Genomic DNA, 21,956 nt, shown 5'->3' on the forward strand with positions numbered 1-21,956 from the left:
GCTACTTCCCGACCGCCGCTTGGAGGTTCTGCTGGACCGTGCCGAGGATCTGCTTCGGGTCGTTGTTCGCCAGGCCCTGCAACTGCGAGTTGAAGTCCTTGACGACGTCGGCGATACCGACGATGTTCGGGATGCTCTTGGCGTAGTCGGCGCCGGCGAGGAACGGGGCCTGCGTCGGGTACGCCTGCTTCCACTGGTCGGCGGCGGACTTCACGGACGGCATGACGCCGAACGCCTTGGCGAAGCCCATCTGCTGATCGGTCTGCGTCAGGTACTGCACGAGCTTGACCGCGTTGTCCTTGTTCTTCGAGTCGGCCGCGATGCCCCAGCCGCCGTTGAACTGCATGGTGCCCTTGCCGGCGGGGCCGGCGGGAAGCTCAGCGACCTTGTACTTCACGTCGGGGAAGTCGTGCTGGAGCGCACCGACGATCCAGTTGCCCTCGATGGTCATGGCGGCCTTACCCTTGCCGAACGCCTCGCCGCCCCAGCCGGCGCCGACCGCGGACGAGAACTTCAGCGAACCGTCGGCCAGCAGCTTCTTCACGTACGTCAACGCGTCGACGTTCTGCTGGCTGTCGGCGGTGGCCGTCTTGCCATCCGGCGACACGAGCCAGCCGCCCGCCTGCGCCATGAAGACGCCGACCCGGGCGAACTCCGGCGAGATCGACAGGCCGACCTGGTCGCCGGTGGTGAGCTTCTTCGCCACGGCGGCAAGCTGGTCCCAGTTGGTCGGGATGTCGGCGTCGGTCAGCCCGGCCTTGGCCCAGGAGTCCTGGTTGATGATGAGCGCGAGCGTGGAGAAGTCCTTGGGCGCCGCGTACAGCTTGCCGTTGTAGGTGAAGGACTGCTTGATGGTGTCGTAGAAGTCGCCGACGTTGCTCAGCTTGGCGGCGAACGGGTCGAGGTCGCCGGCCTTGGCGTACGCCGGGAAGGTGTCGTTGCCCAGGTAGAAGACGTCCGCCGGCTTGCCCGAGGTGAAGCCCTGGCTGAGCTGCTGGGAGATGTCGTTGGCGACCGTGACGTTGGCTTTGACGCCCGACGACTTCGACCAGTCGGCGACGGCCGACTTGACCGCGTTGGTCTCGGCGTCGCCGGACGATCCGATCAGGACACTGATCGGGCCGTTACCCGAGCCGCCGGAGCTGCCTTTGTCGCCTGAGTTGAAGCCGGAACCGCAGGCGGCGAGCGTGACGGCACCGGTGGCCAGAACTGCCACGGCGGCGAGACGCAAGGGTACGTGACGCAACGGTACGTGACGCAGGCGCGCGAACGCGCTGCGCCCTGGGTGGGCTCTCACCGGGAATCCTCCTTGAACGGGCTATCGGGGGGTTGCGGCCGCGCTGGAGGCCCGGACCACGAGGGTGGGCGCCAGCAACCGACCGGCGAAAACTTCTGATGTGGACGGTTCGGTCTCCGGCTGTGGCGGGGTGCCGCCGGCCGGCAGGTGGGGCTGCAGGGCGCGCACGATGCTGCGGGCCACCGCCTCGATCGGTTGCCGCACGCTCGACAGGTCGAACACGCCGGCGGTCGGCGTGTCGTCGAAGCCGACCACGGCCAGGTCCCGCCCGACGACGAGACCGCGGGCGCGGGCCGCCTGCACCACGCCGACGGCGAGCGTGTCGCTTGCGGCGACCACCGCCGTCGGCGGCGCAGGCCGGTCGAGCAGGATCCCGCCGAGCGTGACGCCGTTGGCGATCTCGTCCTGCCCGCGAAGGTCGAGTCCGGCGCACTCGCCCAGCAGGTCGTGCTTGTCGAGTACGCCGCGCAGGCCGGCGACGCGGCGGTCACCGACGCTCGAGCCCTCCGGCCAGCCGACGAATCCGATGCGCCGATGGCCGCGGGCCACGAGGTGCTGCGCCACCGCCGCGCCGCCCGTCTCGTCGTCCACGTCGACCCAGAGGTGGTCGGTGTCGTGGCCGGTGCGGCCGAACGTGGCGAACGGGGCGCCCAGGTGCAGCATCTGCCGGGGCCGGACGTCGTCCTCGTCGATGCCGTAGAGCACGAACGCGTCCACCGCGCCCGTGCGGTGCAGCCGGGTGTAGGTGCCGATCTCGTCGTCCGGGTCGTCGGCCGCGAAGACCAGCAGGTGATGATCGATCGCCTGCACGGCCTCGGCGAGGGCGTGCAGGAACCGGTCGTGGACGGTCGTGAGTGAATCGATCTGGATGGACTCGATGCGGATTCCGATCACCCGGGACGTCTGGGCCCGCAGCGCCTGCGCGGCGCGGTTCGGCTGGTAGCCCAGGGCCGTGATCGCCGCTTCCACGCGTCGGCGGGTCTCCTCGCGTACCCGGTGCGGCGCGTTGAGCACATTCGACACCGTCTGCCGGGAAACTCCCGCCGCGGCGGCGACGTCGGCGATGCTGGCCGTCGGCGTGCCGCCGTCCACACCCGCCTCCGCACCATCTTTGTCGCGCTTCAACACATCGACTCCCGGGACTTCCAACTCCGCTGGGTGATCCGCTACCGTGGATTTCAATTTGATCGTTCAAATTGATAACCGGGAGATTGCACCCGCGTGAACAGCCGTGTCAAGAGGTGAACATGACCGATACGACCCCGATACCTTTCGACGGCGCCACCGCGACCCAGACGACCACCGCGCTGCGCCAGCCGTACCTGCACGAGCACGTCACGTGCCTGTGCGCGCCGGTGCTGTGGACGTCTCCGCGCCACGGTGACCTGCACGGCGGGGTGGACGGCCTCTTCATCGCCGACCGGCGTGTCCTGTCACGTCTGCGGGTGACAGTGAACGGCGAACCGCCGACCCCCATCTCGACCGGCTCGATGCCGCCGTCCGACGCCCGGTTCCTGGCCGTGGCGCGCAGCCTCGACGGTCCACGGCCCGATCCGGCGGTGACCTGCGAGCGGTGGCGGCGCGTCGACGCCGACTCCGGCGTCGAGACGATCCGCATCGACAACCGGTCGGGGGCCGCGATCGTCGCCGAGATCGCGGTGTACGCCGGCACGGACCTCGCACCCATGGGCCGGGTCAAGGCCGGCGAGCAGGCCACCCTGCTGCCCGCGTCCGAAGTGGACTCGGGGCTCGGTTGGACCGCCGACGACGGGACCCACGCGCGCCTGACCGCGTCGCCGCCGCCCAAGGTCGACGCGCGCGGCGGGCGGCTGCGGTGGCGCGTCGAGGTGCCCGCCGGCGAATCGTGGACCGCCGAGCTGACCGCCCGGTTGACCAGGCACCCCGCGCCGGCGGACGGCGCGACACCCGACGGCGCGACGCCCGACGGCGCGACGCCGCACGACGCGTTCCGGCCCCTGCGGCCGTCGAGCCCGGCGCCGTGGCAGGCCGACACGCTCCGCGTACGCGCCGACGACCCCCGCGTGGGCGCGCTGGTCCAGCAGAGCGTCGCCGACCTCGACGCGCTGCGGTTGTGCGACCCGGCCGACCCCGCCGACAGCTACTTCGCCGCCGGCAGCCCCTGGTACCTGACCCTGTTCGGCCGCGATGCACTGTGGGCGGCGCTGATGGCGCTCCCCCTCGGCTACGAAATGCTCGCCGGCACGCTGCGCACCCTCGCCCGGCGGCAGGGCACCCGCGTCGACCACGAACGGGAGGAGGCACCGGGCAAGATCCTGCACGAGCTCCGCCCGGCCGACGCCGCCGTCTGGCTGCCCGCCACGTACTACGGCACGGTCGACGCCACTCCCCTGTTCGTCGTGGCCCTGGCCGAGGCGTGGCGCTGGGGCATGCCCGCGGACGAGGTCGAGGCGCTCCTGCCCGTCGCCGAACGGGCCCTGGAGTGGATGCGCGGCTACGGCGACCCGGACTCCGACGGGTTCATCGAGTACATGCCGGCCGGCACCGCCCTCATCAACCAGGGCTGGAAGGACTCCTCCGACGGCGTGCAGTGGGCCGACGGCGAGCTGGCCGAAAGCCCGCTGGCGCTCGTCGAGGTACAGGGCTACGCCTACCAGGCCGCGATGGACGGTGCGGCGCTGCTCGAGGCGTACGGCCGGCCCGGCGCCGACAGCTGGCGGCAGTGGGCGGCCGACCTCGCGGCGCGGTTCCGGCAGAAGTACTGGCTGTCCGATGCGGACGGGCCGTACCCGGCGATCGCGCTGGACGGGCGCAAGCGCCCCGTCGACGGCCCGGCCTCCAATATGGGGCATCTGCTGGGCACCGGGCTGCTCAGCCCGGCGGAGGAGGCCACCGTCACCCGCCGCCTGCGGTCGCCGTCGCTGGCGTCCGGGTACGGGCTGCGCACCCTGGCCGACTCGACCAAGGGCTTCAACCCCCTGTCGTACCACGTCGGCTCCGTGTGGCCGCACGACACCGCCATCGCCGCCCTGGGGATGCGCCGCGCCGGGCTCACCGGCGAAGCGGTCGCCCTGCTGTCCGGCCTGGTCGTGGCGGCGCCGTCGTTCGACTACCGGCTGCCCGAACTGTATGGCGGCCACCGCGCCACCCCGCCGCTGCCACCCGTGCCCTACCCCGCCTCCTGCCGGCCGCAGGCGTGGGCCGCCGCCGTCGGTCCCGCGCTCGCGCGGGTCCTGCTCGGGCTCGACGCCGACATCCCCGCCGGCCGCGTCACCCTCGCGCCGGTCACCCCGTCACCGGTCGGCGCGTTCGAGGTGCACGGCTTCCGGGTGGGCGCCGGCGCGCTGTCGGTACGCGTCGACGACCAGGGCCGGGTCACGGTCCTGCAGGCGCCCCCCGGTGTCCAGGTGGTGGTGCGGTGACCACGTCCCCGCCCCTCGGCGGGTACGCCGACGCGCGCTTCGCCCCGGTACGTGACGTGTTCGCGCGGTTGCTGGCCAGCGGCGCGGAGACCGGCGCGGCGCTCGCGGTCACGTACGACGGCACACCCGTGGTGGGGCTGCACGGCGGCTGGCGGGATCCCGGCCGCCGGCAGCCCTGGGCGCCGGACACGCTCGTCAACACGTACTCGGTGAGCAAGCCGGTAGCAGCGCTGTGCGCGCTGGTACTTGTCGACCGCGGCCGCCTCGGTCTCGACGACCCGGTGGCCGCCCACTGGCCGGGGTTCCGCGCCGGGGACGTCACCGTCCGGCACGTGCTCTCCCACACCGCCGGCCTGCCGCGATTCCCGGTACCCCGGCCGGCCGCCGCCTTCGGCGACTGGGCGCAGCTCACCGGCGACCTGGCCGGCGCCGCCACCGAGTGGGTACCGGGCACGGCCGCGGCCGAGCACGCGCTCACGTACGGGCACCTCGTCGGTGAGCTGGTCCGCCGGGTCGACGGCCGGACCCTCGGCCGCTTCCTCGCCGAGGAGATCGCGGCGCCGTGGCGGCTCGACCTCGGCTTCGGCCTGGGCGCGGCCGACCAGCGGCGCTGCGCGGACCTGCGCTACGGCGACCCGCAGTGGCCGCGCGTCACGCGGGGCCGGGCCGGCTCGCTGCACGCCGCGGCGCTGGACAACCCGACCGGGGCGCTCGACCTGTCGGTGGTCAACGGCCCGCTGTGGCGCGGCAGTGAGATCCCGGCGGTGAACCTGCACGCCACCGCCGAGGCGGTCGCCCGTCTCTACGCCGGGCTGCTCGCCGGCGGGGTCCTCGGCGGCGTACGGCTGGTCGGCCGGGACACCGTGGCCGAGGCCGTCAGGGTGCAGTACTCCGGCCCTGACCTGATGCTGGAGCGCCCGGTGCGGTGGACGCTCGGCATGCAGGTCGACGACGACGGCAGCTGGGGCATGGGCGGCCTCGGTGGCAACGTGGGCTTCGCCGACCCGGTCCGGGGGTACGCCTTCGCGTACGTGACCGGCCATCTCGCCGGCTTCGAGCGGGTCGACGCGCTCGCCGACGCCGTCAACGACGTGATCGGCTGACGACGTGATCGGCTGACGATGTGATCGGCTGACGACGCGCGTTCGGCCGGCCGGCGCCGGGCCTGTGATCTGGGCGACCGGTCCAGCTCGACCATGGCGTACGCCACGCATGGGTTGACACAAATTGGACCGTGCCCGCGCGGGGCCGCCCGCTATTGTCGACTTCGCCCGCTGATCACGACGTGGGAGCGGCCGCGCCGACGCGGCCTCCCGTCCTCCCGGGCACCGAACCCCGACCGCCAACGAACGTTAGGACACACGTGCCCGGCTCCGTCTCCGAAGACCTCGCACGGCCGATCTCCCCGCCGGCTGCCCCGGCCCCCGACCCACGACGCTGGGTGGCGCTCGCCGTGATCGCGGTCGCGCAGCTCATGGTCGTGCTCGACGCCACCATCGTCAACATCGCCCTGCCGAAGGCGCAGCAGGCGCTGCACATCACCGACGCCAACCGGCAGTGGGTGGTCACCGCCTACACGCTGGCCTTCGGCGGGCTGCTGCTGCTCGGCGGCCGGATCGCCGACTACTGGGGCCGCAAGCGCACGTTCGTGGTCGGCGCGATCGGCTTCGCGCTCGCGTCCGCGCTGGGTGGCGCCGCCAACAACGGCCAACTGCTGTTCGGCGCGCGGGCCCTGCAGGGTGCGTTCGGCGCGCTGCTGGCTCCGGCCTCGCTGGCCCTGCTGACGGTGCTGTTCACCGACGCCAAGGAGCGCGCGAAGGCGTTCGCCGTCTACGGCGCGATCGCCGGCGGCGGCTCGGCGGTGGGGCTGCTGCTGGGCGGCGTGCTCACCGAGTACGCCAACTGGCGGTGGTGCCTGCTGGTCAACATCCCGATCGCGGCGATCGCCGTCGCGCTGGCGATCCCCCTGGTACGCGAGAGCCGGGCGCACGGCGACACCCGCTACGACATCCCCGGCGCCGCGACCGCGACCGCCGGCCTGGTCTCACTCGTGTACGGGTTCACCAAAGCAGCCACCGACGGCTGGCACGCCGCCGCGACGCTCGGCTTCATCGCCGCCGGCGTGGTGCTGCTGGCCGCCTTCGTGCTCATCGAGGCGCGGTCGGCCAACCCGCTGCTGCCGCTGCGCATCGTGATCGACCGCAACCGGGGCGGCGCCTACCTGGCGTCGACGCTGACCGGCGCCGGCCTGTTCGGCGCGTTCCTGTTCATCACGTTCTACTTCCAGGCCGTGCTGCGCTACACCCCGCTGAAGGCCGGCGTGGCTTCGCTGCCGGTCACCGCCGGGGTCATGGTGGCCGCCGCCGTGGCCAGCCAGCTCGTGCCGCGGGTCGGCCCCAAGGTCCCGATGGTCATCGGCGGCGTCACCGCCACGGCCGGGATGCTGTACCTGACGCAGATCGGGGTGTCGACGAGCTTCGCCACCCACGTCCTGCCCGCCGAGCTCGTCCTCGGCCTCGGGCTCGGGTTCACGTTCGTGCCGCTGTCGAGCCTGGCGCTCGTCGGCGTGCCCGAGCACGACGCCGGCGCCGCCAGCGCCACCCTCAACGCCACCCAGCAGGTGGGTGGTTCGCTGGGTACCGCGCTGCTCAACACGATCTACACCACCGCGGTCACCCACTACGTGCACAGCCACCTGCCGGCCACGCCGCCGACGTCCGCGCCGCCGACGCCGCAGGCCCAGCAGGCGATGCTGCTCGCCCGAATGAAGCTGCAGCTGGAGGCGTTCGTGCACGGCTACGCGGTCGCGTTCGCCTGGGGCGCCGCCATCCTCGCGGTGTCGGCGTTGGTGATCATCACCCTCATCAGGGTGCGCAAGGACGACCTCCCGGCGCCGGGCGGTGCCGTACACATGGGCTGAGCCCATCGGCTCTGACCCCATCAGTAGCGGACGGTGCCCCCGCCGCGCCCGGACGGGCGCGGCGGGGGCACCTTGCATTCCCCTACAAAAGCGGCGATCACGACGGGTGTACCTTCGTTGACAGACACGCGCCGCATGCAAAGGAGGGGCTTCCGGTGACCGCCCGAGGTTTCGACCAGGCCGGCACGGGGCACCCCACCGGCTCAGCGGCGTGACCGGCACCACTCGGCTCGCACCGTCACGCGTCGTGCGCCGCACGGTCGACGGGGTGCGCGCCACCCTCCGCGCCGTCCGTGCCGTCGCACCCCAACGGTTCCGGGTCGCCGTGCGCGCCATGTTCAGCATGACCCTGCCGCTGGCGATCGCGGTGGCCCTCGGCCATCCCGGCTGGGGCGCGCTGGCCTCCATCGGCGGCTTCGCCGGCTTCTACGTCCCGGACGCGCCGTACCGGTACCGGGCCCGCATCGTGGCGGGCATCGGCGCGGGGCTCACCGTCGGCGTGCTGCTCGGCGCGCTCGTCTCGACGCACGGCTGGCTGGCGCCGCTGGTCGCCGGGGCCGTGACGGGCATCGCCTCGCTGGTGTGTCTGGCGGCGGAGATCCCGCCGCCGCGCGAGTACATGATCGTCCTGGCCGTCCTGGCGGCGACGGGCATCCCGGCCAATCCCCGCCAGGCGTTGCTGCACGCCGGTCTCACCGCCGGCGGCGCCGCGATCGGCTGGCTGGTGACCATGTCCCCGGTTCTCGGCCGGGCCCGCGCCCCGGAGCGCCGGGCGGTACGGGCCGCGCTGGACGCGATCGCCGCGCTGCTCGCCACCACCGGGAACGCCGCCCCCGGCAGCCCGGACAGCCGGGCGGCCCGCCACGCCGCGGTCACCGCCGTGCGGCAGGCCCGCCGGGTCGTCATGCAGGGCTCGCTGCCCGCCGAGCACCGGTACACCCGCGTCGTCATGGCGATGGAGGCGCTGCTCGAGGCAGCGCTGCACGTCGAGGTGGAGGCGTCCGGGCCGCTCGACCCCGGCTGGGCCGACGCCGTCCGCGCGCTGGGCCCGGCCGTCGGCCAGCCACCGGTGCCCGACGGCGCCCTGCCGCCCACGGGTGTCACCACCGGCGACGCCCTGCTCAGCCGGGCGGTGCTGCGGGTACGGGCGGCGCTCGCCGGCACCGAGCGGCCCGCCGCGGGTGAGGAGCCGGTCGGGCTGCCGCCCTGGCCGGGGCTGGTCCCGCAACTGCGGGCGGCCGTCAACCGGCACTCGGTGATCCTGCCCGCCGCGGCGCGGCTCGCCGTGGCGGTCGCGGCCGGCGCCGGCCTGGGCCGGGCGCTCGGCCTGGATCACTCGTACTGGGTGGGCCTCACCGTGGCGGCGGTGCTGCTGGCGAGCAACTCGACCCTCGCGCTCCGGCGCTCGGTGCACCGGGTGGTCGGCACCGTGGCCGGGGTGGCCCTCGCGTACGCGCTCCTGTCCTGGCACCCGCCGCTGTTCGTGATCGTGGCGTGTGTCGCGGTGATCCAATTCGCGGCCGAGATGGTCGTCACCACGACGTACGGGCTCGCGGTCATCGGGATCACCGTGCTGGCGCTGGTGCTGTTCCACCTCGGCGCGCCGGGCGCGGCCGTGGGCACCGCCCTCGGCAGCCGGCTCGGTGACACCGTCCTCGGCGCGGCGGTGGCGCTGGTGCTGCGCGGCGTCCTGTGGCCGCGGGCCACCGCGGCCCGGCTGCCGCAGGTGCAGGCCCGCACGCTGCGCGCGGCGGGCCGGGTGCTGTGTGCGAGCTGGACGGATGACGGCGACCGGCGGCGTGTCGCCGAGGAGCGGCGACGGCTGCAGTCGGCCCTCGTCACGCTGCGGACCGTACACGCCGACGCCCTCGCCGACGACCGGTCGGCGTCCCCCGACACCGACCGGAGCTGGCCGGTGACGCTGGCCGTGGAGGAGTTCGCGTTCCTCGTCCTCTCGCTGCCCCGGCACCGTCGGGCTCCGGAGGCCGACGCCGCGCGGTCGGTCGGGCGGTACGTGGAGGAGCTGTCGGCCACCATCGACGGCACCGGTGCCGCGGTGGTGGGTACGGCGGTGGGTACGGCGGAGGATGCTGCGGTGGGTGCCGCGGTGGGTGCGGCGCCGGAGGTGCCGGGCTACCCGCGCACGTCAGCGGCGCTCGGCGCGCTCGCCATCGCCGTCGCCCATGTCGCCTCCCCGGCGCGCCCCGTCGCTTCGCGCACGGAATCGTCCCGCCGGCGGTAGTCACCGGCGGGACGATTCACGCGTGGCGTCGATTCAGAGATAGTCGGTTCAGTGGTCGCCGTGCAGGGGCGCCCCGCTGGTCGGATCGAGCAGGAGCTTCCGGTCGTTGCGGTGGCCGAAGTCGAACATGTTGGTCAGCGGACCGGCGAGAGCGTCGAACGAGTAGTCGCCGATGCGGCCGGTGCTCCAGTTGTCCTCGATGAACCGCAGGATCGAGGTCTGGTCGGTGGTCGTGTGGTCGACGAAGTTGCTCTTCGCGTACGGCGAGACGACCAGCAGCGGTAGGCGAGGCCCGTACCCGCAGCGGTTGGCGTACCCGCCCAGCGGCGCCCGGTTGGCGCTGCCGCACTTGCCAGCGCCGTTCAGCGCGTCGAGCGACGTGTTCGAGGCGTTGACGATCGGCGGCATGACGTGGTCGTACCAGCCGTCGGAGTCGTCGTAGGCGATGACCACGGCCGTGGACTTCCAGTCCTTCGACTTCTGCAGCGCGTTGATCATGTTGACGACGAAGTGCTGCTCGTCGATCGGGTCGGAGTAGCCGGCGTGGCCGTCCTGGTAGTTGGCCGCCTTGAGGAACGAGACGGCGGGCAGGTTGCCGTGGGCCAGCGCCGCGTCGAAGTCGGCCAGGTCGTACTGGTGGTTGGCCCGGTCGGTGTGCCCGATCGCGGCCACCGAGGACGGCGGGAGGTGGTGCGGGTTCGAGGTCGACTGGTAGTACTGGAACGGCTCGTGGTGCGGGTTGTAGTCGGTCTGCATCGCGCCGCCGACGTTGGCGTGCTGCGATCCGCACACCGCCGTGCCGTTCACCGTCGAGGTCGGCCGGAAGCCGCCCTGGAACCAGCCCCAGGTGACGTTCTTGGCGTTGAGCAGGTCACCGACGTTGCGGCCCTGCATCACCACGCGGTTGTGCTTGGTGCTGGAGCAGTCGTCGAAGGCCGGGTCCGGGTCGTTGATCACCGTGCCGACGCCGTTGGCGTCCGGCGAGACGACCGCGTACGAGTCAGTGGTTTTCGCGCCGGCCGGGGTGACCGCGTACCCGCCGTGGGTCTGCCCGGAGATCAGATTGAGCGCGCCGGGCGTGGACGGGCCCAGGACGGTGTCGAACGAGTTGTCGCTCATCGCGTAGTTCTGCGCGTAGTTCCACATGGCCGTGACGGTGTTGCCGTCGTAGTAGTCCATGACCAGGCCGGGCAGGCTCTTGTCCGGCGCCGCGCAGGACTCGACGTCGGTGTTCTGGATGAACGCGTCCATCAGGCCGCCGTCGAACGCCTTCTGCTCCGCGGTGTACCCGTGGTCCTGGTCGCAGGTCAGCGGAGTGGTGGACGGGATCCGCTGCGGGTTGGCGGTGTTCGGATTGGCCGTCAGCAGCGGCCCGGTCAGCCCGTTGACGGTCGGGGTGCCGGGCTTCGCGACGAACCGGGTGCCGTCGGTGTTCGCCGCCGTCGGGTAGGTGCCGAAGTAGTGGTCGAACGAGACGTTCTCCTGGAAGATCACCACGAGGTGCTGGATCGGGGTGGCGGTGGCGCCCTTCGGGTGGTCGTCGCCGGCGGCGAAGCCGGGCGCCGCCGCGGCCAGCGCGAGGCCGGCGGCGGCCACGGCCGCGAGGCCGGCGGTGCGCCGGGTTCGCGGCCGCAGGCGGGCCAGCCGGCTGCCGTGGGTGGGGGGCACGTGTCGGTCCATGGTGCCGACGCTAGGCCGTCGGCATCCACAAACGAAGATCTATCGCCTGATCAACTCGTGACAGCCGGGTGAATTTCACTGCCATCGACAATTATCGCTGGTAGGGATCGCCGGCGGGGCCGGGCGCCGGCGGCGCGAGCGCGCGCAGCGCGTTGCGAACCATGCCCCGCGCGTCGGCGAGAGCCCGCCGCGCGTCCTCGGGACCGGCCGGTGACAACAGCGTCACCAGCGCCACCTTCGGGTCACCGGCCGCCGCCGTCAGCGCTTCCCGGCAGGCGTCCGGGTCGGCCCCCGTGGCCTGGGCGAGCATCCGGACCTGGCGGCCGCGCAGCTTGTCGTTGGAGGCCACCATGTCGATCATCAGGTTGGAGTAGGTCCGGCCGAGACGGATCATGACGGCTGTCGACAGGGAGTTCAGCACCAGCTTGGCCGCGGTGCCGGCCTTGAGCCGGGTCGAGCCGGTGATCGCCTCGGGCCCGGTGTCGACGGCGACGTGCACGTCGGCCAACGGTGCCAGCGCCGCCCGCGGGTCGGCCGAGACGAGCACGGTACGCGCGCCGCGCTCCCGTCCGGCGCGCAGCGCGCCGCCGACGTACGGGGTACGCCCGCTGGCGGTCACCCCCACGGCGACGTCACCGTCGCTGAGCTCCGCGGCGGCCGCGGCGCCGGCCGCCACGTCGTCCTCGGCCGACTCGGAACTGTGCGTCATCGCCCGCTCTCCCCCGGCCAGGTGCGCCACGACCCGATCGGCCGCGAGCCCGAATGTCGGCCGCACCTCGGCCGCGTCCAGCACCGCGAGCCGGCCCGACGTGCCCGCGCCGAAGTAGTGCAGTCGACGGTCCGCGGCGAGCGCGGCGGTCACCAGGTCGACCGCGTCGGCCAGGCGCGGCAGCGCGGCGGCCACCGCGGCCGGCACGGTCGCGTCCTCGGCGCTGAGCAGTCGCAGGACGTCGAGCGTCGGCAGCTCGTCGATGGCGACCGTCCGCGGGTTGCGGGCCTCGGTGGGCGGGCCGTCCATGCGCGTCATCGGCGCTCCCGGGGGGTGCGGGCGCGGCGGGACCGCACCGCCTCGTACGTGGCTTCCAGCGCCGCCCGGGTCTGCGGGTAGGTCCGCTGCGCCACGCCGACGAACACGCAGTCGACGACGGTGAGCTGGGCGAGGCGGCTGACCATCGCGCCGGAGCGGAAGGTCGTCTCGCGCGCGGCGGTGGTGAGGACGAGGTCGGCGACCTCCGCGATCGGCGACCTGGGGAAGTTGGTGAGCGCGACGGTCAGGGCGCCCCGCCCGCCGGCTTCCCGGAGCGCCTCGATGGTGTCGATCGTCGCGCCGGTGTGCGAGATCCCGAACGCGACGTCGCGCTCACCGAGCAGTGCGGCGCTGGTCAGCGCGGCGTGCAGGTCCGACCAGGCGTACGCGATCCGGCCGATCCGGTACAACTTCTGCTGGAAGTCCTGGGCGACGAAGGCGCTGGCGCCCACGCCGTAGATGTCGACGCGGCCGGCGGCCACCACCGCCGCCACGACCCGTTCCAGCACGTCGACGTCGAGCTGCGCGCCCGTGTCCTCGATGGCCCGCGCGTCGGCGAACGCGATCTTCTGGACCACCTCGGCGAGGTCGTCGCTCAGGCCGATGTCCCCGCCGAGCGCCCGGTCGTGCGCGCCGTCGTCACGCGACCGCCCGGCCTCGGCCGCGAGCGCGAGGCGCAGCTGCGGGTACCCGGCGAAGCCCATGGTGCGGCAGAGCCGGATCACCGTGGTCTCCGAGGTCTCCGCGCGCCGGGCAAGCTCGGTGATGGTGAGACCGGCGGCGGTCGCGCCCTGCTCGATCACCACCTGCGCGACGCGCCGCTCGGCCGGTGACAGCGCCGGCAGCAGGCCGCGCAGCTTCACCGTCGCCGGCGCGGCCGCACCGACGGCCGCACCGACGGCGGTCCCAGCGGCGGTCCCAGCGGCGGTGACCTCCGGGGCGTCGCCATCCTCGTCGCTCATGTGGGAAAGTTTCCTTCCATTCGAGTGTTCCGTCAATGAGTGCAGTGGGGCCGGCACACGACCGGCTACCGTCCAGGTGTGCGCGCACGGTTGGTGATCGGCGTCGATGCGGGCGCCACGACGACCCGGTGTGTGGTCGCGACACTCGACGGCCACGTCGTGGGCCGGGGCCGTGCCGGCGGGGCGAACCAGCGGTCCAGCGCCGGCGACCCCGCCGACGCCCTTGCCGCCGCGCTGCGGACCGCGCTGTCCGGTGTGGACAGCGCCCGCGTCGCGCTCGGCGTCGTCGGCATGGCGGGCGCGGGTGCGGCCGGACACCCGGCGGCGCAGGCCGCGGCGACGACGGCCTGGCGACGGTTCGGCCTGTCCGGCGAGGTACACGTGCTGCCCGACCTCGACGTCGCGTACGCCGCCGGTACCGCCGCGCCGACCGGCCTGCTGCTGGTGGCCGGCACCGGGGCGGTGGCGGCGGCCTACCGGGACGGCGCCCGCGTGCACCGCTGCGACGGGTACGGCTGGCTGCTCGGCGACGAGGGCTCGGCGGTGTGGATCGGCCGGGCGGCGGTCCGTGCGGTCCTCGCCGCCCTCGACGGGCGCGCCGCCCCGACCGCCCTGACCGGACCGGTCGTCGCACAGTTGGCGCCCACCCCGGAGGTCCGTCGCGACCCGGATCAGCAGGCCCAGGCGCTGGTCGCGGCCGCGTACGCGGTGCCGCCCGCCGAGCTGGGCCGGCTCGCCCCGGCGGTCAGCCGGGTCGCCGCGGCCGGCGACCCCGCCGCCCGCCGGATCACCGACGACGCCGCCGGCCGGCTGCTGCACGCGCTCGACACCGTGGCCCGGTACGCGACCGGCCCCGTCGTCCTCGCCGGCTCGGTGCTCCTCGCAGCGGGCCCGGTGGCCGACGCGGTCCGTCACGGCGTACGCGAGCGCTTCGGCCTCGACGCGCTCAGCGCGCGCGACGGCGCGGCCGGCGCCGCCGCCATCGCTGTCGGCCGGCTGCGCGGCGGGCCGGTGCCGGCCGAGGCGCACGCGCGGTTGACCGGGACACCGCCGCCCGCCGGAGCTCAGCCGCCCGCCGGAGCTCAGCCGCCCGCCGGAGCTCAGCCGCCCGCCGGTGCTCAGCCGCCCGAGCCGGGATGACGCTCGGAGCGCCGGTACAGCAGGTACGGTCGCCGGCGCGCGTCGAACGCGGCCAGTTCGGCGCGCCACGCGTCGACGACGTCCGCGGTCGAGGCGCCGGCGTCGATCATGGTTCGTAGCCGGTCGGAGCCGGTGAGCTTGTCGATCCAGTACGGCCGGACGGGGTCCCAGGAATCGGCCCGCCAGGCGAACGACGGGTACCGTCGGGCCTCGACGAGCATCGCCACGCCGGTCCGGATCGGGTCGTACGCGCGCCGGTCGGTCACCTTCACCTCGACGCCCGCGCACAGCACGCCGGCGAACCTGCTCGACGTCGGCGTGAAGTACGCCTCGCGGAAGCGCACGCCGGGCAGCCCCGCGGCGTTCAGCCGGTCGACCCAGTGGAAGTCGAGCTCCGGCCCGCCGATCAGCTCGAACGGCCGGGCGGTGCCGCGCCCCTCGGAGATCGACGCGACCCCCTCGAACATCCCGGTGCCGGGGTACACGACAGCGGTGTCGGGCGTGGGCATGTTGGGACTGGGCAGCACCCAGGGCACATCGGTGTCACCGGCCATCATCTCGGGCGACCAGCCCCGGCAGGCCACGACGTCGAGCGCGACGGCGCGGCCGGCCTCGGCCGGCACGAACTCGCCGTTGAAGAGGCGGGCCAGCTCGCCGACGGTCATGCCGTGCTGCTGCACGATCGCCTTCCGGCCAACGCCCGAGGCGCAGGCGGGGGTCAGCATCGGCCCGTACGCCCGGCCTCCGATCGGGTTCGGCCGGTCGAGTACGACGTAGCGCAGGCCGGCGCGGGCGGCGGCCACCATCGAGTCGTACATGGTCCAGATGTACGTGTAGAAGCGCGCGCCGACGTCCTGGATGTCGAAGACGACGGTCCGCACGCCGGCGCCGGCGTACATCTCGGTCCACCGGTCCTGGCTGGCGCCGTAGGCGTCGTAGACGGTCAGGCCGGTCCGGGCGTCGACGCCGGTGCCTTCGCCGCCGCCGGCCTGTGCCGAGCCCCGGAAGCCGTGCTCGGGCCCGAAGACCGCACGGATGTGCACCCGTGCGTCGGCGTGCATGAGGTCGACGAGGTGGCGGTACCCGCGGTCCACGCCCATCGGGTTGGAGATCACCCCGATCCGCTGGCCGGTGAGGGTGGCCCAGCAACTGTCGACCAGCCGGTCGAGGCCGGTGCGCACGGAGGTTCGGCACGCGGAGGTTCGATACGGCGATTGGCGGGTATCCGCGGCGCTCGCCGGGCGCTGCCCCGCCACGCCGCTGCCGGCAGCGGCGATCGCGGCGGCCCCGGCGGTCAGCAGGCGACGACGACGCACGGCTCCTCCCCACCATCCCCCCATGACGGCAAATTAGTTGGCCCCCTCCCATGTTGGCAAGAACCTTCCGTCCACTTGAAACAGCTGAAGGAAAACTTCATCCTGGACATCGACGATCGTGGAGGTGATCGATGATCTTTCGATGGGCCGCCGTCGCAATCGGACTGGCCAGCACGGTCACAATCTCGACACCCGCAATGTCGACACCCGCATTGGCGTTCTCCGGCCTGCCCGGACTACCGGTCACCGCGCCCGTGACAACGGCCGGCAACGGCGGACCGGACGCGGCGCCGCCCAGCGTCTCGCCGGCCGACATCCGGTTCGAGCACCGCACGCTGCACCCCGGCTCGCCCGAGCAGGTGGGCCTGCTCCGCGGGCCCGTCGAACGGATCCGTACCGATCTCCGGGCGTACCTGTCGCCGACCGCCGACCACCCCGACCACCCCACCTACGCCGGCGCCACCGTGCTGGCCGCCCGAGACGGCGTCGTGGTCGCCCGCGCCGCGGCCGGAAAGGCGGTGCGGTACAGCGCCGTCGGCGGCCCACCGGGCCGGGCGGGCGTGGAACTGCCCCCGGACCGGCAGATCCCGGCGCGGCCGGACACGATCTTCGACCTGGCGTCCGTGTCGAAGCTGTTCACCGCCGTCGTCGTGATGCAGCAGGTGGAGCGGGGCCGCATCGACCTCGACACCCCGGTCGCGCACTACCTGCCCGAGTTCGCCGCGGGCGGCAAGGCCCGCGTGACCGTACGGATGCTGCTCACCCACACCGGTGGCCTGCCGGCGGACCTGTCGCTGTGGAGCGACTACCCCGACCCGCCCAGCCGCCTCGCCGCCGCGCTCGCGGTCCCGCTCATGCCCGGCGCGGTCCCCGGCGGCCAGTACCTTTACTCCGACCTCGGCCTGATCGCGCTCGGCGAACTGGTGCACCGGGTCACCGGCCAGCGCCTCGACGCCGCCGTCCGTACCGGGATCACCGAGCCTCTATCCATGGTGGACACCGGCTACAACCCGCCGGCCGCCAAACGGGCCCGCATCGCGGCGACCGAGTACGAGCCGTACGCGGGGCGCGGCATGGTCTGGGGCCAGGTACACGACGAGAACGCCTGGTCGCTCGGTGGCGTCGCCGGGCACGCCGGCGTCTTCTCCACGGTGGACGACCTCGCGATCTTCTGCCAGATGCTGCTCAACGGCGGCGAGTACGCCGGCCATCGGATTCTGCGCGAGAGCACCGTCCGCGCCATGCTCGTCAACTACAACGCCCGGCTCGAAACCAGCGACCCGGAGAGCCGGCGCGGGCTCGGCTTCGAGCTCGACAAGCACTGGTACATGGACGGGCTCGCCTCCCCGGTGACGTTCGGCCACACCGGTTTCACCGGTACCTCGCTCGTCATCGACCCGCTGGCGCACTCGTTCGTGATCCTGCTGACCAACCGCGTACACCCGGACCGCAACTGGGGCGGCAACAACAACTCCCGGCGTGCCGTGGCCCGCGACCTCGCCGACGCCGTGCCGGTACGCTCCCCCGCCGGCGGGGTCGCCTGGCGGGCCGCCGAGCGCGACAGCACCACGATGACGCTCACCGCGCCGCTGCGCCGGCCGGCAGGCGGCGACGCCGCGGCGTCGTTCCTGCTGTGGTACGACACCGAACCGGGCTTCGACCCGGTCCGCTTCGAAGCCTCGTCCGACGGCGGCCGCACCTGGACGCCGGTCGCGATGCGGCTGCGCGCGCCGGGCGCCGACTGGAGCGCCGCCGGCACCGTCAGCGGGTACGGCGGGCGCGGGTGGTGGGAGGTCACCGCTGCCCTCCCGGCCGGCGCCACGCACCTGCGCTGGAGCTACACCACCGACCCGGCCGGCCTGGGGCGCGGCGTCTACGTCGACCGGGTGCTCGCCCGCGACCGTACCGGCGCTCTGTTCAACGGCAAGACCACCGACGCGGGCAGATTCCGCGCCGTCGGCTGGGCCCTGTCGGACAGCTAGGGCCGCAGCCGGCGTACGGCCGCACCGGAGGAGGGTACACATGCGACCAGCCAGCATCCACGACGCACCGGTGACCCGGCGGCGCCTGCTCACGCGCGCGGCCACGGCCGGGGCGGTCGTCGTCGCCGCCGCCGGCCTGCCGGGCTGCGCCATGGCCGGCGGCGCCCGTCGGGAAACGGCACGGGGAAAGAAGAACAGCGAAAACCCGCTCGGGGTGTCCGAGACCGCGCCGCTCGAGGTGGTCATCTTCAACGGCGGCTTCGGCGAGGAGTACGCCCGGGCGCACGAGGCGATGTACCGGCAGCGCCACCCGAAGGCCGAGGTGCGGCACACGGCGACGCAGGAGATCGCGAAGACGCTCCAGCCGCGCTTCGTCGACGGCAGCCCACCGGACGTGGTGGACAACTCCGGCGCGGGCCAGATCGACTTCAACGGCCTCGTGTCGCAGGGGGCCCTGACCGAGCTGGCCCCGCTGCTCGACGCGCCGAGCCTCGACGACCCGGGCCGCACCGTCCGCGAGACGCTGCTGCCGGGCTCGCTGCTGCCCGGCACCTACAACGGCCGCACGATGGCGCTCAACTACACCTACACGGCGTACGGGATCTGGTACTCGGCCAAGCTGCTCGCCGACCACGGCTGGCACTACCCACGGACGTGGGACGAGATGATCGCCCTCTGCAAGGTGGTCAAAGCGGCCGGCATCGCCCCATGGACCTACCAGGGCAAGTACCCGCGGTACATGAGCTGGCCGATCCTCGCCGCCGCGGCCAAGCTCGCCGGCCCGCAGGTGCTGGTCGCGATCGACAACCTCGAGCCCAACGCGTGGAAGCATGACGCCGTGAAGGCCGCCGCCGACGCGTACTACCAGTTGGCCGTCGACGGCTACATCCTGCCCGGTTCGGAAGGCATGGACCACATCCAGTCGCAGACCGAATGGTGCCGGGGCAACGCGGTCTTCATCTCCTGCGGCTCCTGGCTGGAGAACGAACAGAAGGCGGTGACACCGGCCGGCTTCCAGATGACGGTCGCTCCGACGCCGAACCTCACCGCCGGAGACAAGCTGCCGTTCGCGGCGCTGCGCGGCACGACCGGCGAACCGTTCGTGGTGCCCGCCAAGGCCCACAACGTCGCCGGCGGCTTCGAGTACCTGCGGATCATGCTGTCGAAGCAGGGCGCCGCGGACTTCACCCGCAAGGTCGCGAGCCTCACCTGCGTACGGGGCGCGGCCGACGGGCTGCCACTGCCGCCGGGGCTGGCGTCGGTGACGAAAGCGCTCACGGCGTCCGGCGACGCGACCTTCAACTGGGTGTACAACTCGTACTACCGCAAGCTCGAGCGCACCCTCGTCGACGCGGCCTGCGGGGACCTGTTCACCAGACGGATCACTCCTGCCGAGTTCGTGGCCCAGTGTCAGCGGGGCGCCGACGAGATCGCCCGGGACAGCTCCGTCGCCAAGTACCGGCGCGGCTGAGGGGGTGCGGCGGCCATGCGCCACGGCAAGCGCCTGTTCATCGCGACGTTCCTGGTGCCGCCGCTCGCGCTGTACGCGCTGTTCGTGATCTCGCCGTACGTGCAGGCGTTCCAGATCTCGACCACCGACTGGGGCGGCCTGTCACCGGAGTACCACGTGGTCGGGCTCGCCAACTTCACCCGGCTGCTGCACGACCACTACGTGTGGAACGCGCTGCGCAACAACGCGATCCTGCTCGCGGTGCTGCCGGTCGTCACGATCGTGCTCGGGCTGTTCTTCGCGTCCATGCTCAGCGTCGGCGGCCGCCGCGACCGGGCCGGCGTACGCGGCGTCCGCGGCGCCCCGCTGTACCGGCTGGTGTACTTCTTCCCCCAGGTGCTGTCGGTATCGATCATCGGCGTGCTGTGGAAGGAGATGTACGCGCCGGACAGCGGCCTGGTCAACGGCGCGCTGCGCGCCGTCGGCCTCGGCGGGCTGGCCCGTCCCTGGCTGGGCGATCCCGCCCTGGCGTACTGGTGCGTCGTCGCGGTCATGGTGTGGAGCAACGTCGGCTTCTACGTGGTGCTCTTCGGCGCCGGCATGCAGGCCGTGCCGCGCGACATCTACGAGGCGGCCCTCCTCGACGGCGCCGGCCGGGCCACCACGCTGCTGCGCATCACCGTGCCGCTGCTGTGGGACACCGTGCAGGTCGCCTGGGTGTACCTGGCGATCGTGGCGCTCGACGGCTTCGCGCTGGTGCAGATCATCACCGACGGCGGGCCGGGCCTGCGCACCGACGTGATCGGGCTGCGGCTGTACAGCACCGCCTTCGGCGACGCGAAGTTCGGGTACGCCTCGGCCATCGGGGTGGCGATGCTCTTCCTGACCCTGTCCATCGCGGTCCTCGCGCTGCGCGCCACCCGGCGCGAGCGGGTGGAGCTGTAGAGAGGGGTGTCGCACGATGACGACGACCGCCGCGCCCCCGGTTGACGCCGTCGCCGACGGACGGCGCCGGGACGTCGGTGACCGGCCGCCGCAGCGGGGCTCCGGCCTCGTCGACGCGTTCTCCCACGTGTTCCTGCTCGGATGGGCGCTGCTCACCACCTTCCCGCTGCTGTGGGCGGTGGTCAGCTCGTTCAAGACCGACGAGGAGATCCTGACCCGGCCGTGGAGCCCACCGACGGCCCTGCGTTGGGACAACTGGGTACGCGCCTGGCACACCGCGCACATCGGCCGGTACTTCGTCAACAGCGTGATCGTCGTCTGCGGCTCGCTGACGCTGACCATGCTGCTCGGCGCGATGGCCGCGTACGTGCTCGCCCGGTACCCCTTCCGGGGCAACCGAGTGATCTACTACGCCTTCGTGGGCGGCATGATGTTCCCGGTCTTCCTCGCCCTCGTACCACTGTTCTTCGTGGTGAAGAACCTCGGCCTACTCGGGACGCTGCCCGGGCTCATGCTCGTCTACACCGCGTACTCGCTGCCGTTCACGGTCTTCTTCCTCACCGCGGTGTTCCGCGCGCTGCCCCTGGCGGTGAGCGAGGCCGCGCTCGTCGACGGATGCGGGCACTACCGGCTGTTCTTCCGGGTGATGCTGCCGATGGCCCGGCCCGGCCTGGTCAGCGTGGGAATCTTCAACTTCCTGAGCCACTGGAACCAGTACATCCTGCCCATCGTGCTGATGCAGGGCCGGGACGCCGAGCACCGCTGGGTCCTCGCGCAGGGACTGACCGCGCTCGCGGTCAACGAGGGGTACGCCGGTGACTACAGCGGCCTGTTCGCCGGCATGGTGATCGCGATGCTGCCGGTCCTGGCGGCCTACGCCGTCTTCCATCGACAGGTGCAGTCCGGACTCACCGCCGGCCAGCTCAAGTAGGCGCGCGGGCGGGACAGAATTGATCGACCTGGGTCATGATTCTCGGATGACGTGGATCGCGCCTGAGGTCATCCGGATCGACGAGCCCTTCATCGCCGACGAGCGGACCATGCTGGAAGGCTGGCTGGACTGCCACCGTACGACCCTGCTGTACAAGTGCGCCGGGCTCACCGGCGAGCAGCTCGTGAGATGGGCGGCGCCGCCGTCGAACCTGTCGCTCCTCGGCCTGGTCCGGCACATGGCCGACGTCGAACGGGCCTGGTTTCGCCGGCGCCTGCGCGGCGAGCAGATCGAGCCGCTGTACTTCCGGACCGGCGAGAGCCAGGACGCCTGCTTCGACAAGGTCGACCCGGCGTGCGCCGAAGCCGACTACGAACGTCTGATCGCGGAGTGGGAGCACGCCAGGCAGGCCGCGGCCGGCTTCTCGCTCGACGAGACCGTGACCGCACGGTTCGGCGAGGTCTCCTTGCGCTGGATCTACATCCACATGATCGAGGAGTACGCCCGCCACAACGGGCACGCGGATCTACTCCGCGAGCGCATCGACGGCGCCACGGGCACGTAGGGCGAGCCCCGTTTCGCGGATCTTGGACAGTTGTGCCAGCTATAGGCGGCCTAAGTGTCCAAGATCGGCGCGGTTGGGCGGAAATCGCGGTTGGGCGG

16 protein-coding genes are annotated in these 21,956 nt (G+C 72.9%); 10 read left to right on the forward strand and 6 right to left on the reverse strand.

The window, feature by feature from the left end; genetic code table 11:
* Position 1 precedes the first annotated feature (1 nt).
* A complete protein-coding gene (locus HC031_RS23575; protein ID WP_338090798.1) occupies positions 2–1,216 on the reverse strand; it encodes a sugar ABC transporter substrate-binding protein in 1,215 nt (404 codons plus the stop codon).
* Between the two features lie 102 nt (positions 1,217–1,318).
* Positions 1,319–2,425, reverse strand: a complete 1,107-nt coding sequence (locus HC031_RS23580; RefSeq protein ID WP_167927582.1) for a substrate-binding domain-containing protein — start codon at positions 2,423–2,425, stop codon at positions 1,319–1,321.
* 119 nt (positions 2,426–2,544) lie between these two features.
* Here HC031_RS23580 and HC031_RS33395 point away from each other — a divergent pair, with 119 nt between their 5' ends.
* The 4 genes from HC031_RS33395 (at position 2,545) to HC031_RS34525 (ending at position 9,860) form a co-directional block, all read left to right on the forward strand.
* Positions 2,545–4,698, forward strand: coding sequence for a glycogen debranching N-terminal domain-containing protein (locus tag HC031_RS33395; protein WP_167927583.1), 2,154 nt, complete (start codon positions 2,545–2,547; stop codon positions 4,696–4,698).
* Positions 4,695–5,801, forward strand: coding sequence for a serine hydrolase (locus tag HC031_RS23590; protein WP_167927584.1), 1,107 nt, complete (start codon positions 4,695–4,697; stop codon positions 5,799–5,801). Before HC031_RS33395 ends, HC031_RS23590 begins: the two co-directional genes overlap by 4 nt.
* Positions 5,802–6,061: 260 nt before the next feature.
* Positions 6,062–7,618, forward strand: coding sequence for an MFS transporter (locus HC031_RS23595; protein ID WP_338090799.1), 1,557 nt, complete (start codon positions 6,062–6,064; stop codon positions 7,616–7,618).
* Between the two features lie 247 nt (positions 7,619–7,865).
* A complete protein-coding gene (locus HC031_RS34525) occupies positions 7,866–9,860 on the forward strand; it encodes an FUSC family protein (protein ID WP_205863136.1) in 1,995 nt (664 codons plus the stop codon).
* Positions 9,861–9,908: 48 nt separating this feature from the next.
* On the opposite strand, the gene HC031_RS23605 is transcribed toward HC031_RS34525, so the two are convergent.
* From HC031_RS23605 to HC031_RS23615, 3 genes are all read right to left on the reverse strand, one after another.
* On the reverse strand, positions 9,909–11,540 hold the full coding sequence (locus tag HC031_RS23605; protein ID WP_167927585.1) for a phospholipase C: 1,632 nt from the start codon (positions 11,538–11,540) through the stop codon (positions 9,909–9,911).
* Positions 11,541–11,631: 91 nt separating this feature from the next.
* The gene (murQ, locus tag HC031_RS23610) at positions 11,632–12,567 is read right to left on the reverse strand and encodes an N-acetylmuramic acid 6-phosphate etherase (RefSeq protein WP_167927586.1); all 936 of its coding nucleotides are present in this window, start codon (positions 12,565–12,567) and stop codon (positions 11,632–11,634) included.
* Positions 12,564–13,529, reverse strand: a complete 966-nt coding sequence (locus tag HC031_RS23615; RefSeq protein WP_167927587.1) for a MurR/RpiR family transcriptional regulator — start codon at positions 13,527–13,529, stop codon at positions 12,564–12,566. The genes murQ and HC031_RS23615 overlap by 4 nt, the downstream gene beginning before the upstream one ends.
* Before the next feature lie 78 nt (positions 13,530–13,607).
* Between HC031_RS23615 and HC031_RS23620 the strand changes: the two genes are divergently transcribed.
* Complete coding sequence (locus HC031_RS23620; protein WP_205863137.1) at positions 13,608–14,669, forward strand: BadF/BadG/BcrA/BcrD ATPase family protein; 1,062 nt, start codon at positions 13,608–13,610, stop codon at positions 14,667–14,669.
* On the opposite strand, the gene HC031_RS23625 is transcribed toward HC031_RS23620, so the two are convergent.
* A complete protein-coding gene (locus HC031_RS23625; protein WP_338090800.1) occupies positions 14,648–15,985 on the reverse strand; it encodes an exo-beta-N-acetylmuramidase NamZ family protein in 1,338 nt (445 codons plus the stop codon). The genes HC031_RS23620 and HC031_RS23625 overlap by 22 nt on opposite strands.
* Positions 15,986–16,182: 197 nt before the next feature.
* On the opposite strand from HC031_RS23625, the gene HC031_RS23630 reads away from it, so the two are divergent.
* The 5 genes from HC031_RS23630 to HC031_RS23650 are packed head-to-tail and all read left to right on the forward strand — an operon-like array spanning position 16,183 to position 21,858.
* Positions 16,183–17,967: a serine hydrolase domain-containing protein gene (locus tag HC031_RS23630; RefSeq protein WP_167927589.1), complete on the forward strand. Its 1,785-nt coding sequence runs from the start codon at positions 16,183–16,185 to the stop codon at positions 17,965–17,967.
* A gap of 40 nt (positions 17,968–18,007) precedes the next feature.
* Complete coding sequence (ngcE, locus tag HC031_RS23635) at positions 18,008–19,438, forward strand: N-acetylglucosamine/diacetylchitobiose ABC transporter substrate-binding protein (RefSeq protein WP_205863138.1); 1,431 nt, start codon at positions 18,008–18,010, stop codon at positions 19,436–19,438.
* Positions 19,439–19,453: 15 nt separating this feature from the next.
* Positions 19,454–20,362: a carbohydrate ABC transporter permease gene (locus tag HC031_RS23640; protein ID WP_167927590.1), complete on the forward strand. Its 909-nt coding sequence runs from the start codon at positions 19,454–19,456 to the stop codon at positions 20,360–20,362.
* 16 nt (positions 20,363–20,378) lie between these two features.
* On the forward strand, positions 20,379–21,293 hold the full coding sequence (locus tag HC031_RS23645; protein WP_167927591.1) for a carbohydrate ABC transporter permease: 915 nt from the start codon (positions 20,379–20,381) through the stop codon (positions 21,291–21,293).
* A 46-nt stretch (positions 21,294–21,339) separates the two neighbouring features.
* Positions 21,340–21,858: a DinB family protein gene (locus HC031_RS23650; RefSeq protein ID WP_167927592.1), complete on the forward strand. Its 519-nt coding sequence runs from the start codon at positions 21,340–21,342 to the stop codon at positions 21,856–21,858.
* Positions 21,859–21,956 lie beyond the last annotated feature (98 nt).

Origin of the sequence: Planosporangium thailandense, from assembly GCF_011947195.1 — a bacterium.
In the GTDB taxonomy this organism is placed as follows: Bacteria; Actinomycetota; Actinomycetes; order Mycobacteriales; family Micromonosporaceae; genus Planosporangium; species Planosporangium thailandense.